This is a genomic window from Brevibacillus sp. HB2.2 (genome assembly GCF_013284275.1).
Lineage (GTDB): Bacteria > Bacillota > Bacilli > Brevibacillales > Brevibacillaceae > Brevibacillus > Brevibacillus brevis_D.
On record NZ_JABSUV010000015.1, the window covers coordinates 44022 to 58365 of the forward strand.

The 14344-nt window shown below is 46.9% G+C and carries 17 protein-coding genes; 11 read left to right on the top strand and 6 right to left on the bottom strand.

Annotated features, from left to right (window positions below):
* Positions 1-16 precede the first annotated feature (16 nt).
* Positions 17-1351, top strand: coding sequence for a PhoH family protein (locus HP401_RS13030; RefSeq protein WP_173605286.1), 1335 nt, complete (start codon positions 17-19; stop codon positions 1349-1351).
* A 335-nt stretch (positions 1352-1686) separates the two neighbouring features.
* Here the strand turns inward: HP401_RS13030 and HP401_RS13035 are convergent, their stop codons facing one another.
* Positions 1687-2163, bottom strand: a complete 477-nt coding sequence (locus tag HP401_RS13035; RefSeq protein WP_173605287.1) for a DinB family protein — start codon at positions 2161-2163, stop codon at positions 1687-1689.
* 138 nt (positions 2164-2301) lie between these two features.
* Here HP401_RS13035 and HP401_RS13040 point away from each other — a divergent pair, with 138 nt between their 5' ends.
* Together HP401_RS13040 and HP401_RS13045 are read left to right on the top strand one after the other, a co-directional pair.
* Complete coding sequence (locus HP401_RS13040; protein ID WP_173605343.1) at positions 2302-2748, top strand: hypothetical protein; 447 nt, start codon at positions 2302-2304, stop codon at positions 2746-2748.
* An 82-nt stretch (positions 2749-2830) separates the two neighbouring features.
* Positions 2831-3373, top strand: a complete 543-nt coding sequence (locus HP401_RS13045; protein ID WP_173605288.1) for a hypothetical protein — start codon at positions 2831-2833, stop codon at positions 3371-3373.
* Between the two features lie 50 nt (positions 3374-3423).
* Here the strand turns inward: HP401_RS13045 and HP401_RS13050 are convergent, their stop codons facing one another.
* Positions 3424-3924 carry a hypothetical protein gene (locus tag HP401_RS13050; RefSeq protein WP_173605289.1) on the bottom strand — a complete coding sequence of 167 codons (501 nt, stop codon included), beginning with the start codon at positions 3922-3924 and terminating at the stop codon, positions 3424-3426.
* A 67-nt stretch (positions 3925-3991) separates the two neighbouring features.
* On the opposite strand from HP401_RS13050, the gene HP401_RS13055 reads away from it, so the two are divergent.
* Both HP401_RS13055 and HP401_RS13060 read left to right on the top strand, forming a co-directional pair.
* Positions 3992-4636, top strand: a complete 645-nt coding sequence (locus tag HP401_RS13055; protein WP_173605290.1) for an MBL fold metallo-hydrolase — start codon at positions 3992-3994, stop codon at positions 4634-4636.
* 93 nt (positions 4637-4729) lie between these two features.
* Entirely contained in the window at positions 4730-5986 is a 1257-nt protein-coding gene (locus HP401_RS13060; protein ID WP_173605291.1) for a CapA family protein, read from the top strand.
* Positions 5987-5999: 13 nt separating this feature from the next.
* Here HP401_RS13060 and HP401_RS13065 read toward each other — a convergent pair whose 3' ends face one another.
* Positions 6000-7073, bottom strand: coding sequence for a coiled-coil domain-containing protein (locus HP401_RS13065; RefSeq protein ID WP_173605292.1), 1074 nt, complete (start codon positions 7071-7073; stop codon positions 6000-6002).
* Between the two features lie 93 nt (positions 7074-7166).
* On the opposite strand from HP401_RS13065, the gene HP401_RS13070 reads away from it, so the two are divergent.
* Positions 7167-8264: a class I SAM-dependent methyltransferase gene (locus HP401_RS13070; protein ID WP_173605293.1), complete on the top strand. Its 1098-nt coding sequence runs from the start codon at positions 7167-7169 to the stop codon at positions 8262-8264.
* 47 nt (positions 8265-8311) lie between these two features.
* Here HP401_RS13070 and HP401_RS13075 read toward each other — a convergent pair whose 3' ends face one another.
* Together HP401_RS13075 and HP401_RS13080 are read right to left on the bottom strand one after the other, a co-directional pair.
* Positions 8312-8578, bottom strand: a complete 267-nt coding sequence (locus tag HP401_RS13075; protein ID WP_064200528.1) for a DUF2626 domain-containing protein — start codon at positions 8576-8578, stop codon at positions 8312-8314.
* Positions 8579-8715: 137 nt separating this feature from the next.
* Positions 8716-9414 (bottom strand): helix-turn-helix transcriptional regulator, encoded by a 699-nt coding sequence (locus HP401_RS13080; protein ID WP_064200529.1) that lies wholly within the window; start codon positions 9412-9414, stop codon positions 8716-8718.
* Positions 9415-9875: 461 nt separating this feature from the next.
* Here HP401_RS13080 and HP401_RS13085 point away from each other — a divergent pair, with 461 nt between their 5' ends.
* The 3 genes from HP401_RS13085 to HP401_RS13095 all read left to right on the top strand — a co-directional run bounded on the left by HP401_RS13085 (position 9876) and on the right by HP401_RS13095 (position 11884).
* Positions 9876-10256, top strand: a complete 381-nt coding sequence (locus tag HP401_RS13085) for a Spx/MgsR family RNA polymerase-binding regulatory protein (protein WP_173605294.1) — start codon at positions 9876-9878, stop codon at positions 10254-10256.
* An 84-nt stretch (positions 10257-10340) separates the two neighbouring features.
* Positions 10341-11108 (top strand): enoyl-CoA hydratase/isomerase family protein, encoded by a 768-nt coding sequence (locus tag HP401_RS13090; RefSeq protein ID WP_173605295.1) that lies wholly within the window; start codon positions 10341-10343, stop codon positions 11106-11108.
* A 134-nt stretch (positions 11109-11242) separates the two neighbouring features.
* The gene (locus tag HP401_RS13095) at positions 11243-11884 is read left to right on the top strand and encodes an RsfA family transcriptional regulator (RefSeq protein WP_173605296.1); all 642 of its coding nucleotides are present in this window, start codon (positions 11243-11245) and stop codon (positions 11882-11884) included.
* A gap of 71 nt (positions 11885-11955) precedes the next feature.
* On the opposite strand, the gene HP401_RS13100 is transcribed toward HP401_RS13095, so the two are convergent.
* On the bottom strand, positions 11956-12423 hold the full coding sequence (locus tag HP401_RS13100) for an N-acetyltransferase (RefSeq protein WP_015892118.1): 468 nt from the start codon (positions 12421-12423) through the stop codon (positions 11956-11958).
* Positions 12424-12699: 276 nt separating this feature from the next.
* Between HP401_RS13100 and HP401_RS13105 the strand changes: the two genes are divergently transcribed.
* Together HP401_RS13105 and HP401_RS13110 are read left to right on the top strand one after the other, a co-directional pair.
* Entirely contained in the window at positions 12700-14055 is a 1356-nt protein-coding gene (locus HP401_RS13105) for an acetyl-CoA carboxylase biotin carboxylase subunit (protein WP_173605297.1), read from the top strand.
* A 36-nt stretch (positions 14056-14091) separates the two neighbouring features.
* Positions 14092-14304 carry a biotin/lipoyl-containing protein gene (locus tag HP401_RS13110; RefSeq protein WP_015892116.1) on the top strand — a complete coding sequence of 71 codons (213 nt, stop codon included), beginning with the start codon at positions 14092-14094 and terminating at the stop codon, positions 14302-14304.
* The last annotated feature ends 40 nt before the right edge of the window (positions 14305-14344 follow it).

A 14344-nucleotide genomic window follows, 5' to 3' on the forward strand; every position in this document is an offset into this window, starting at 1 on the left:
AATAGGAGGCGAGATTTTGAAGAAAATCTACGTACTGGACACCAACGTACTCCTGCAAGATCCAAGGGCGATGTTTTCTTTCGCTGACAACGAAATCGTCATACCAGCTGTCGTATTGGAAGAAATCGATTCCAAAAAGCGGTACATGGATGAAATTGGCCGCAATGCTCGGTACGTATCTCGGCTCTTTGACAGTTTTCGTGAGCTGGGGCAATTGCACACTGGCATTACCCTTGAAACAGGTGGATTGTTTCGAGTGGAACTGAATCATTCCTCTTTCCACCGCCTTCAAAAACAATTCACGGAAATGAGTAATGACAACCGGATTTTAGCGGTTGCACTAAACTTACAAGAGGAGGAAAACGGAAAACCACAGCCAAGACCAGTCATTCTGGTAAGTAAGGATGCGCTTATGAGAGTCAAGGCTGATGCATTGAATATTTCCGCAGAGGATTTTCTTTCGGATCGAGTTGTGGGGGAGTTCTCCAGTATTTACCCGGGGTATCAGAAGATGATGGTAGCGTCCGATATCATCAAGACTTACTATGCGACAAAAAAACTGCAGCTGGCCTCCTGTTTTCCGCGCTATCGCTTTTACCCTCATCAATTTTTAGTGCTGAAGGACGAATGCAACCCATCCATTTCAGCGATTGGAAAGGTCGACCCAGACGGAAAGATGTTAGAAATGCTTGTATCAGATGATGATCCGATTTGGGGCATCCGAGCCCGTAACGTGCAGCAACGGATGGCAACCGAATTGCTGCTACGAGATGATATTCCTTTAGTAACCATGACCGGTAAGGCCGGTACAGGAAAAACCTTGCTGGCATTAGCAGCGGGCCTGCTGCAAATCGAAGACCAGCAAAAATACAAAAAACTGTTAGTGGCAAGACCTATCGTTCCACTTGGAAAAGACATCGGTTATTTGCCCGGCGAAAAAGAAGAAAAGCTTCGACCGTGGATGCAACCGATTTATGATAATTTGGAATATTTGTTCAACACGAAACGCCCAGGTGATCTGGATAAAATTTTGGCAGGCATGGGGAGTTTGCAGGTGGAAGCTTTGACGTATATTCGGGGGCGCTCCATCCCTGAACAATTTATTATCATTGATGAAGCGCAGAATTTGACAAAGCATGAAGTAAAGACGATCCTGACGAGGGTGGGGGAGGGCTCGAAAATTGTGCTAATGGGTGATCCTGAGCAGATCGATCATCCGTATCTGGATGAGAGCAACAACGGTTTAACCTACGTGGTAGAGGTATTTAAAGACCAAAAACTGGCTGGACATATCCAGTTGGAAAAAGGCGAACGGAGTGTGCTTGCACAGCTGGCCGCAGATTTATTGTAAAGAGGATGTATGAAAAATCACGAGGAGGTCATACTATATTTGTCGAGCCCGATGATTCATGTGAGTAAACGGCGAAATGCCTTGCAGGAGGCGAAGATCCGTGGATAATCATGATCAAGCAATCGACGAAAGTCGTATGGAAATACACCGATTCCTTTAGCTACTTTTCTCTACGATGGAGGTTGAAGAGCCAAAGAGAATAACCGGTAGAACCCCATAAGCAATTCGGGCTCGACAAGGACCGCTCCTCATTGGAGCGGTTTTCATTTTTGGAGCATTTGGCAGGCAAAAAGAAAAACGCGGATAAACAATCCCGCGTTTTTGTCCGATTTCCCTTATTTAGCAGCTGCGATTGCTTTTCGCAATGACGAAATACATCCGATGTGCATTCCTTCATGGAAAAGAGTGAAGACCATCATTTCCCCATAAGTATGCATCGTGCCTTTGTCTCCTAGTTCAAACGGCTTTGGCAATGGATCATTCAAGCGGGAGTGAAATTCTTCTTTGATACGTACATGCTGTTCCTTTAGCTCGGCAGCAAAGGCTTCGAGGGAAGGTGCTTCTTTTTGCCAATCAGCAGGTTTGGTTCCTGGAGCGAACATGGCTGCGTAATGCGGAGGACATTTCATTCCTTCTGGTCCGAAGAGCAAGTAATCTTGTGTCAGGAGAATATGGCCAATATTCCAGCGAATGTTGTTTTGAAAGCCATTTGGAACCACATCTGCTTTTTCCTCGGTTATTTCCGTCAATCTCGCCAAAAACATTCCGCGAATCAAGTCGTACTGATTCCATACAAAAGAAAAGTCCTGCATAGCAACCCCTGCCCTTCCTTATATTTACATACACTTCACATCTTACCGCATAAACAACAAAGGGGAAATATACAAACTGCAAAAAAATCTGCAAGTTGTCCCTCCAATTCCATACATATGTAAAAAGGAGGGAAGATGATGGTTACGTTGGATTCATCGATTTCTTTTTTGATTTATATAACTGCGGTGTCCAGCGCGGCAGCAGGGGTTACAGAAGCTTTTAAATCAGTCATTCCCTTTTTGGCGACGGACTATGAGGCGAAAGAAAATTGCTGGGAGGATGAGTATCACGCCGCTCGATTGATGCACTACAAGCGATTTTTCAATTTGGTCATTTCCGTATTGGCTGCTGGTGTCATTTTTGGCATGCTAGGTCTGGATCCAGCCCTTATTTTAACGGGGGCGGAATCCGCTTATGTAAAAAATTCGTGGCAGTTAGGAACATGGATGTGGGGGATTGTTGCGGTGTTTGGCTCGCCTTTTTTTGCATCACTCCTCAAAATACTAGAGAGCTTCAAACAATCGGTAGACAACAATCTGCCTCCGAATCGACCGCGCCGCAAAGTCAGCGGAACACGACAATAAGCTCGTCTCTCCATAGTTGCCCGATACTTGCTGGATACGCTAAGATAACCAAAAGAGCGGTAGCAAAGGTGGGCACAGAAGGATGATAGCGAAATGCTTGCGAATGGCTGTGATTTGGGTGTTGACAGTAGTAGTCTTGGTGGCATGTTCGGCCCAGTCGGAACCAACTGCTACATTTGACCCCGAAAATCAAAAGGAATACGGAGTAAACGGCATTTATCTCGGGCAGAACGTTACAGAAGCAATGGATATTTTGAAGCCGACAAAAGCTGATTTTATGGATATGGTGACAAGGCAAAGCTACACGGTAGAGCAGATGGCGCAGGGTGCGGGAGATGCAGTGATGGGGATGCTGCTGGTTGATCAGACCCAGTTGATGATCAAAGTTCACAAAGGTGAATTGACATCGATTATGCTGGGAGGAGTTCCCCGTGAGGACGCGCAAAAATTCAAAACATATCGAGGACTCGCTATGTTTGACAGTGCTCAGCAGCTAGAGAAGCTGTACGGTAAAGGAAAAGGCGAGCAAGAAGTGGTGTACGAAGGCAGCAAATACACCGCCAATTTTGGTCTTGTGAATAATCAAGTGGCGTGGTTCCGGTTTGATCGTAAATCGTCGCAATAAGGAAAAGGGAGCTCGCTTAACAGGCGCTCCCTTTTTTACATGGAAAGGATTTATGTAGTCCGATGAAGCCAAACGAGCTTCACTTGATAAGCCTTCGCGATTCCCTCTGCCAGTGGAATCAAGTTTTGATCGATCAGGTAGGCTTCGGGTTGGTCTGTATTTTCAGGTATCACGCCTAGAACATGCTCGCGGAGTTGTTCTATGGCAGCCCACTGATCCTCTGATTGGGATGGAGCCACCAGCGTTACGATGGCAACTTGATCTGCATATACATACAAATGTTCATTTTGGGAGACAAAACCGATATCATCGAGTGGCTCGATTGTCGTTGCTGACGGCAGAAGCAATAGAGAAAAGGCATCGCCTAACATGTTGGACTTCTCCAAAATGGTTTCCAGCTTCTCCTGTTCGGCTTGATTCTCGACAATAAAAAGCAGTTTGTCTCGATCAAAGACATTGACATGATCTCCGATTTTATGTATGACTTGAGCATAGAAGCCAGGGAGCTTCCCAGCTGGTACATTCAGTTCAATTCCGTACATATGGCGCATGTCATACCCCCATGTTTGCAAACTTGTTTTTTCTATTCGTATCAAAAAATCAAGGAGGTTTCCCGTGATGAATCAAAATCTTGCCATTGAATCCTATGCGTTGGGAGCATTTCAAACGAATGCGTATGTCGTGACAAACACCACTACCAACCAAACCATTGTGATTGACCCGGGCATGGAGCCAGATCAGTTGCTCCACACCCTCGCAAATAAAAACGTCGTCGCCATTCTTTTGACGCATGCCCACTTGGATCATATTGGTGGACTCAACCAAGTAAGAGAATTAACAAAAGCACCCGTTTACATTCATCCTCTGGAGCAGGAATGGCTCACAAATCCTGATCTCAACGGATCGCGACGCTGGAATCTGCCGGAGCTCATCATATGTGAGCGGGCCGAGCACGAGCTGGAGGATGGTCAGACTCTGGAACTGGCAGGTTTTCATATTCAGGTGCTGCATACGCCAGGTCATTCTCCAGGCAGTTGTTCATTCGTAATTGGCCAACACTGCTTCGGTGGGGATGTTCTGTTTAACCAGAGCATCGGGCGTACAGATCTCTTCGGAGGAGATTTTGAGACACTGATGATCAGCATCCAGGACAAACTGTTTGAGCTCGATGATGAAACGATTGTTTATCCAGGACATGGACCGAAGACGACAATCGACTACGAGAAAACGTACAATCCGTTTGTCACTGGCATGCTTCGTTAGTCATTTCATCATTCTTTATAAGTCTGGGAGAGGATTTTGTCAGGTGGTGGAGAAAAGGAAGGGGGTCACCATTTACCAAAGGAGCTATTCATTATGAAGCGAACATGGAAATGGGCACTCCTTCTCGTTATCGCCTGCACGAGTCTGGTTGGGTGTGCGGCACCCGTCGCCCAAACAGATAAGACGAGCCAAGCTCCCAACGTGAAAGTGCCTGATCCCGAAACACCACCGCAGACAGCGACCAATCAACAAGAGACACAACCTCCGACTTTACCATCAAGATTTCCGGAACAGCGTATCTCCCTTCTCGCTGTTGGGGATATCATGATGCATCAAGAACAGTTGGATGCCGTCTGGGACCCAGCGACGAAAAGCTATGATTTTAAACGTTTCTTCCCGAATGTCATCCCGATGTTCCGCGAGGCAGACTGGGTCATCGGCAATCTTGAGACAACGATGAGCGGCAGCGAGGCCAAATACTCAGGCTATCCGATGTTTAATTCTCCTGAGTCGCTTGCACATACGTTGAAGGAAATTGGATTTACTGCGGTAACGACAGCGAATAACCATTCGATGGACCGCAAAGAACGAGGGGTTCTGCAAACCATCAAATATCTCGATGAAGCCGGTCTACCGCACACGGGAACGTTTGCAAATCCCGAGGATCGAGATGAGCCCTTGCTGTTGAGCAAGGACGGATTCACACTAGCCTTGCTGTCGTATACGTACGGAACGAATGGAATCGCGATTCCAGAGGGCAAGCCGTATCTGATCAATCTGATTTCGCCTGAGCTGATGAAGAAAGACATCGCACGGGCAAGAGAAAAAGGAGCCGATCTGGTTGCAGTGGCGCTTCATTTCGGAAATGAGTATCAACGGATGCCCAGTCCTGAACAAATCAAGACTGCCGAGCAAGCCCTGACATTTGGAGCGGATATCATACTGGGCGCGCATCCACATGTGGTACAACCTTACGAATGGAAGACGGTCACCCTCGAAGATGGACGTCAACACAAAGGGCTAATCACCTACTCGTTAGGCAATTTCATCTCCGCGCAGCGATGGGACTACAAGGATGTTGGGGCAATTCTGAAGCTTGTGCTGTACAAGAATGAGTCAGGAGAGGCCAGCATCGAAAGTGCTGAAATGATTCCGACCTACGTTCATTTTTATCGGAAAAATAACAAGCGCAACTATGTCATTTACCCAGTGTCAGAAACATTGGAGAAGCTAAAGCAAGGGCAAAAATACCCGACGCTAACGAAAGAAGCGATCCAGTACATGACACAATTGCAGCAGGAAATGCCGGCTCATATCAATAAGGTTGTCTCCCAGAAAAAAGCCAGCTAACGAATAGCTGGCTTTACTTCTTTCCAAATCCAAATGGGAGATTAAATTGTAGCTGGAGCTTTAATTCTTCGTCCATCAGCGTGATGCCCTGCACTTGGATATTGGGGGAGATCAGCTCCGGATAAAATCCGAGATCGTACGCTTTCTCCATTTCTTCCACGGTTGAAGGAGGCAAGGCAAAGCCGTCAAAGTACAGCTCGGTAATGTGGAATTTGAGGTGGGTGGGAGAGACGAGCTCATAGTTACCAACGAGCTTGAGCTCCATCTGATCATACGTGCCTTCCACGGTCAGCTTGTTATCCTCAAAGGAGAAATGGGATTGTTTAAACAAGGCGTCTTTTTCTATCAAAAAATTGTTGAAGTCAGTCTGGTTGATGGTTAGCGTATGCTTGAGGAGACCTTCCGACGAAATTCGATCCGGCGTTGCCAACTCGGGAACTTGAACCATGACCTGCGCGAGCATTCCAAAGAAGGTCTGGAAAGCGGGCAAACCACGTTTTTCCCAGTCTAAAATCAAGTGATTCATCATGGATTCCACAACTGTCGAGTCATCCAGTTTTTGTACATTCTTTTCTTTTTCAGCGGCAACAGCGAGCATCTCTGACAATTGAAGCTCGTATTTTTTTCGTAGTGCTTGAAGTTGTTCCAATCGATTCTTTTTGTCGGTTTGCATCGCGGTGAGCTTCGTACGCTCAGTATGATAGGTTTCTAGTCGAGACATGTCACGCTCGTACAAGATCTCGTAGAAATCGTACATCAATAAGAACTGATTGAAATTTTCCGCATTTAATAGTAACGTCAGAAGATTAGTACGCTCGCCCATGTAATAGGCCCGCGCTACTTCACCGGCACGACGTTGTGTCGCTTCCATCACCAGCTTTTGCCGTTGCAAGTCGAGATCCATTTGAGCGATTTCCCCGTATGTCCGCGTCTCTTCTTCCTTAAGTAAGGTGAGGGTTCGCTCCAGCTCTTTTTGTGTAAAATGCTGCTGCAGGATGAGCTGTTCCAAAGAGGTAGCGGGCTCTTCCTGGGCGAACACCGTCAGTGGACATACAAGCAGGAATAAGACGAGTAGAATTTTGCGCATGATTTCACCTTTTGCTTTTGCCTTTCCATATTGTATGCTTCTTTTCGTATTATAGCCTTATCTAGTTGAATTTGGATAGCAGGAGAAGAGCTGATGACAATGATCGAACTGATTCGCGAGGAAATAGAAAGCCAAACAGGAAAAGCCATTACGTTCGCGCGCTTTATGGAGTTGGCTCTCTACCATGACACGCATGGCTATTATATGGTCGAACAACCGAAAGTAGGAAAAGCGGGAGATTTTTATACGAGTGCATCGGTGCATCCCGTCTTTGCGGAAACAATCGCAGATGCTGTCTTGGCATTATGGGAGGAGGCGGATATCACTTCGCCTGTTCTCGTGGAGATTGGTGGTGGAACCGGGGCTGTCTGCCGCCACATGCTGGAGCGCATCCGTGCGTGCAAGCCAGAGATATACAAAGAATTGACGGTCATTTTGATAGAGGCGAGTCCGTATCACCGGAAAATGCAGCAGGAGGCGCTTCAGTGGCACGAGGGTCCGAAGCGTTGGTATTCTTCCGTGAATGAAGCTGCCAAACAAGAAAAAATAGAAGGGGTTATTTTCTCAAATGAATGGCTGGACGCATTTCCGGTACATATTGTGGAAAAAACCAAATCCGGCTGGCAGGAAGTGTGGGTGCGTGTTGGCGAGGACGGGTTGGAAGAGTGTCTGGGGGAGATGACACCAGCGCTAGGAGAATATTTGCGTGGGCTGAACTTGAAGCTGCCAATCGGCATGCGGATCGAGATAAATTTGGCGATGGAGCAAGCCGCACAAGATGTTTCCTGCCTATTGAAAAAAGGATTCGTCATCACGATTGATTACGGTGACCTGCAAGAGGATCTCTACCATCCCAGTCGCAAAAACGGAACACTGATGTGCTATCATCGCCATCAGGCTCATACGAATCCGTATCTCAACATAGGTGAACAAGACTTGACGACACATGTGAATTTTTCTGCGTGGAAAGAGTATGGAGAAAAGGTTGGTTTACAGGAAATAAACTATATGAGGCAGGATCGGTTTTTAATGCGGAATGGCTTGCTTCATAAAGCGGTCGCGCATATGGATAGGGACCCTTTCACGAGCGTTGCGATGAAACGGAATCGGGCTATTCAGCAGTTGATCGATCCTGCTGGCTTGGGTGGGCGTTTTTGGGTTATGGTCCAAGGAAAAGGCATTCGGGAGTAAAAGAAAAAGATAACACAAAAAAAGATGCTCAAGGCGAGCATCTTTTTTTACATAATCAATTGTAGAAAAGCGTGTTCTTGTGGGCCAACAGGCATCACGAAGAACGTGTAATACGTGAATCCAACAAAAGACAGGAACATGAAGCCGAAGAAAATGTTTAAGTATACTCGTTCAGTCAGGTTCATGTAGCTCAACGCTACGAAGAAAGCAGTCAAACTGAAGAAGATGAGCGCCATCGGGTACAATTCCCCCCAAAACGCCATCAACGCGATCACAATGGTCCAGAAACCAAGAACGCGATACATACGATCCATTTTTGTCCCCCCTTTTTGCCTCCAACGGTAAGATTTACAAGATTCCTCCCCCATTATATAGGACAGGTGAACACGTGTAAACGATAAAGGTATGACGGATTAATGTCACCCGGGAAGGAGAGACTGGACTTGCGGTGCTAATACTGAATCACCGTGTAGTTGCAAGATTGGCAACCGCGAATTTTGGAATCATCCTCACGTAATTCAATGTTCCCCAAGTACGTTTCGAATATTCCCATCAAGAGAGCGTTGTGCATCTGGCATACGGCATTCGGGTATTTTTTTGCGCTGTCAGAGAAGGTGCAATTATTCACGCGAAAACGCAGCTTTCCTTCAGCCATTGCTTCGATGTCTGGTTTCAATCCCTGAGCCACGACAATCCGATGGACCAGGTCCAATTTTTCTTCCATAGAGGCTGTTTCTAAATTGATTCCGCTTCGGACAACCGCCCGTTTTGCCATTTCTGTTCCAATGCGATGTCCCATTTTAATAAGAGCGGCTTCGCCAGCTTCGCCGAGCGATAGCAGGCTTTCAATCGCGATATCGGCCAACAGCTGATAGTCACGAGGTGGGAATTGCAGACTCACAACCTGTTCAGATAGTGAGTACAACCGACTGGGACGTCCTCCCTTACCGCTTTTGTCTGTAACAGCAGTGAGTAAATTTACGTCCTCTAACTTCGTCAAGTGCAAGCGTGCCACATTTGGGTGGATAGAGAAGTGATCAGCTATATCCTGAACCGTAATGGGATCTTTACTGTAGGCGACAAATTGGTAAATGGAAAAACGGGTGGGGTCAGCTAAAGCACTGGTTAACTTTTGCGCATCGTGGTCCATGCCGATACCCCTTTCTCAAAACAATCTTCATAAGATCAAATTAAAAAGTCGTCTTTTCAGCACCGAGAAAGTGGTGAGAACCTGAAAAAGGAGGAGCGGAGTGTAGGGGACCTACATGAGCACCGGACTTTGAAGGTGAACGCCTCTTTCGATGTTGCCCAAGCTTTCAGGGCTCCTTCGTGATCAAAAGACGACTTTTTGAAGATCTTCATAAGTGTATCCCATTTTGTGTTACTTGTTAAGGTAGCAGTGTGCTACAACAGCATATCACACGAATTTTCATCTAGTTTTTAAATTAACTACTATTGACATAGTGTTAATGAAGCAGTAAAATCCAAAGTAAGGAAGGAAAATTAATTGACTAACCTTTCGTAAGAGTACGAACGAAACATCATGAACTGCAAATCGCAAGACTTTTATAGATGAAATCATTCGTGATAGTTGAGATGGAGGGGTAACCAATGGCCGTTGCTGAACGTACACAAACACAAAAATTAACGTTTTTTACTTATCCGAGCTGCACATCCTGTCGCAAAGCGAAGGCATGGCTGGCAGAAAACGGAGTGAACTATGAAGAGCGTCACTTGTTCAAAAATCCACCGACAGCAGAAGAACTGCTGGATATTATTAAAATGACTTCAAATGGCTTGGATGAAATCTTGTCCACGAGAAGTCAGCGTTTTAAAAACCTGGATGTCGATATTAATGATATGTCAGTGAAGGAATTGCTTGAAATGCTTAGCGAAGAGCCTCAGCTTTTGAAACGTCCGATCCTGACTGACGGTGAAAACCTGATCGTCGGATTCAATTCTTCCGCGATGAAAAATTTGTTGTCCGAATAAAGAGGGGGTAAAGGCCTCCTCTTTTTTGTTTGTCCACCGAAAGGTAAAATAAAGCCACTAGCTGATAAAAAGGTGGGAGTTCATATGGAGACCTTGCTTTTGCAAAAACAGGACGGTATTGCCACAATCACATTAAATCGGCCGCATGTACATAATGCCATCAGTGTGGAGCTGGTTGACGAGCTGCATCAGGTCTTGCAAGACTGCCAAGCCGATCCTCGGGTGAAGGTTCTGATTGTGACGGGGACGGGCAGAAGCTTTGTTTCCGGAGGCGATTTGAATCAGTTTATTGCTGCGCGTGGCTTTGAACAGGCGCATCCTTTGCTCAGCAAAGTGACGGGGCTTTTGTCGACCATTGATCAGTATTCCAAACCGGTGATAGCCATGATAAACGGTGCTGCGGTCGGAGGTGGTTGTGAGTTTGCGGGCGCGTGTCATTTTCGTTTTGCCAGTGATCGGGCCACCTTCGGGTTTGTACAAATCAGCATGCATATTACGACAGGCTGGGGTGGAGGAAGTCGGCTGTTGGACTTGCTGCCAGAATCAAAAGCACTCGCTCTCCTGCTGACTGGAGACAGATTGCGGGCAGAGGAAGCCAAGTCCTATGGTTTTGTTGACGAGGTATATCCGGAAGAGGCGCTGCATGAGGAAGTATATCGTTTCGCTCGAAAAATCGCTGCCCAGCCGCTAGCTGGCATTGAGGCGTACATGCAGATCCTGAAGTGGAAGCGTATGGGTCTTCCGCAAGAAGAACGAATCCGGCGCGAAGTGAGTCAATGTGCGCATCTATGGGGCAGCCCCGAACACGTCGCTGTAGTGGAAAGCTTCCTGACAAAGCGCCCAACATCCTGATCGATATAGTCCTTTTCGTTTAAACATTTATTTGCTTGGACATACTTTTTCTAGTAGAAAGCGATTCTACAAGAGTAGGGAAAAGCATAGGATGAATTACATCATCCTTTTTAAAGGTAACGGGAGGGACTCATATGGTAGCTTCCAGACAAGACGCATGGACCGAAGATGACGATCTAGTGTTGGCGGAAGTCACCTTGCGCCACATACGCGAAGGCGGCACACAGCTTGCTGCATTTGAAGAAGTGGGTCAAAGGTTGGGAAGGACAGCAGCTGCGTGCGGCTTCCGCTGGAACAGTTGCGTGCGCAAACGGTACGATGCGGCCATTTCGATTGCGAAAAGCCAAAGGCAACAGTTGAAAAAGCTCGGGAGGATTCAAGCACCACCCCCTGTGGTTGCTGAGGTCGAGGTCGTCACGTTGCATACAAAACGTGCTGAGACACCAGTAGCAGAGGTACAAATGTACACCGATGTAGAGGAGCAGCAGATTGAAGCAGTCATTCGCATGCTCGTCAATCAAAAAGAATTGACTCGTCGCATGCGACAATTGGAACAAGAGTTGGAAGGAAAAGAGTTGGAGTTAAAAGAATTGAAAGAAGCCCACGAACGCGCTAGAAAAGAGCTGGATCAGGTTCAGGGTGTCAATGATGACTACCGTGCATTGGTACAGATCATGGAACGTGCTCGTAAGCTTGCTTTTTTACAAGAAGAGGATTCCAACAAAGCGATCTTCAAAATGGATGAAAACGGAAATTTAGAGCGCGTGGAAAAATAAGCGTAGGCATGAAAAAAGAAGCGGTGTTGATCCGCTTCTTTTTGTTTACGCATTCATTGATAAAGAGGGAGCTAGTCTTGCAGCTCTACGCTCTCTGGCAACCATACGTACGGGTTTTCGCCACGGTCACGCATGAGGTTGTACTTCACAGGCGTGAAGCCCATTTTCAACCAAAAATCGTCTGCGCGACAACGGGAGTTGGTTTTAATAGGAGCCCCAAAGCTCTTCGCGTGGTTAACCAAAGCAGTTCCGTAATCTTTGGAGCGGTAATCAGGCAGGACCTCGAGCTTCCACAGCTCGTAATAGTCTTGCGCAGGTTGGAAGTAACGGTCGTATTTCCCGTCAATTTTGTAGAGGCTCATACGTGCTACCAGAAGATCGTTGTCATAAATACCGTAAAATGGAGATTCCGAATCGTTTTCCACGATGTTCGCCTCCAGGTCTTCCTTCATAGAAAGCTCCTCCAGGCCAAATTCGCGAAACTTCTGGAATTCCTCCAGTGTCTTATAGTTGATTTGCAAACGTCTTACTTCAAACATGGTTAGCCACTCCTCTCACAGCTCTTTGCCTTGGCCACCTTTTGGCCCCGCCCCTTTATTATACACAATGATTGGCTTTTCCGAAGTGTTTTTCTTTTTTTATTGGAGGGATTGGCAGGAAATGATTTCGCTATCTTGGAAAAATTTAAAATTTCATCCTAGAACTATGATCGTTCTCGTGGCAAAATAGAAAGTAGCATCACATGATACAAACCAGGCAAACAATTTGGAAGCGCTTACGGTTGTAGTCGGTTTGTCAAAGAGGGGAGCGTTGCCATGAATAAGGTATTAATCGCAAACCGTGGTGAGATTGCCAGACGAATTATCCGTACATGCAAGGCAAGAGGAGTGGCTACGGTTGCTGTCTATTCGGATGCAGACAAGGATCTGCCGTTTGTACGTGAAGCAGATGAGTCCGTCCATATTGGTCCACCGCCCGTTCCACACAGTTACCTGAACGTAGAGGCCATTCTTGCAGCAGCGAAAAGCACCGGTGCCGATGCTATTCATCCAGGCTATGGTCTTTTGTCAGAAAACGAAGCTTTTGCCCGCCGCGTTCTGGAGGCAGGTCTCCTATTCATTGGGCCTACCCCCGAGGTTATCGGTCAAATGGGAGACAAGTTGACTGCCCGACGTATGATGGAGGCTGCGGGAGTACCAGTCGTTCCAGGGTGCGAACAGGCTATCGATTCTCCAGATGAAGCAGCTGCCATCGCGGTGTCCATCGGATATCCCGTGATGCTCAAGGCCAGTGCTGGCGGCGGAGGAATCGGGATGCACATTTGTCGAGACGAGGCAGAGCTGCGTCAAGCGTACCAATCGGCGAAAGGTCGCGCAAAAGCGTATTTCGGAAACGATGCGATGTACATGGAGAAATACGTAGAACGTCCGCACCACATTGAAGTGCAGGTCGTCGCCGATCAGCATGGAAACGTCATCCACTTATTAGAACGGGAATGCTCCATACAGCGCAGACATCAAAAGGTGCTCGAGGAAAGCCCTTCGCCCTTTTTGAACACAGCAACTCGAGAGCTTCTGTGCGATGCAGCGGTTACAGCAGCGAAAGCAGTGGGCTACTCGGGTGTAGGAACAGTCGAATTTATCGTAGATGAGCAGAAAAACTTTTACTTCTTGGAAATGAATACACGCTTACAAGTGGAGCATCCCGTGACGGAAGAAATGACGGGCATTGACCTCGTGTCGCTCCAACTGGACATTGCTGATGGTCACCCGCTGGCAATCAAGCAAGAGGACGTCAAGGCTCTGCGTCACGCGATTGAGCTGCGTGTCTATGCGGAAGACCCTGTCACCTTCCTGCCCTCACCAGGGACCATTACGTTGTACCAGCCACCAGCATTTGAGGATGTACGAATTGATGATGGGGTAGAGACAGGTACACAGGTGACTCCTTTCTACGACCCGATGATTGCAAAGGTCATTGTATCTGGGGTGACAAGAGAAGAGGCTGTGCAACAGGCGCAGAAGGCTATGGATCATTTTCTGATTACTGGCATTAAAACGAACATTCCGTTTTTGAAAGAAGTATTACAGGACGAACAATTCCGAGCAGGTAACTATACGACATGGTTCGTTACTGAGCGTGGAGCCGCGTCAAGCTCGAAAAAACGGTAAGCTAACAAAAATGATATGTAAGGGAGAGAACCATCTATGAAACAAGTAGCAGCCAATATGGCAGGAACCGTTATAAACGTCCTGGTGCAGCCAGGTGACGAGATTAATGAAGGACAAGACGTTCTTGTACTGGAATCGATGAAAATGGAAGTTCCTGTACAGGCTCAAGCCTCAGGCAAGGTTGTGGAAGTAAAAGCGAATATTGGCGATTTTGTCAACGATGGCGATATCATCGTCGTTTTGGAATAGGATTAGAATGTTTCTAAACTGAGCGGCCGCTAGGTAAGGG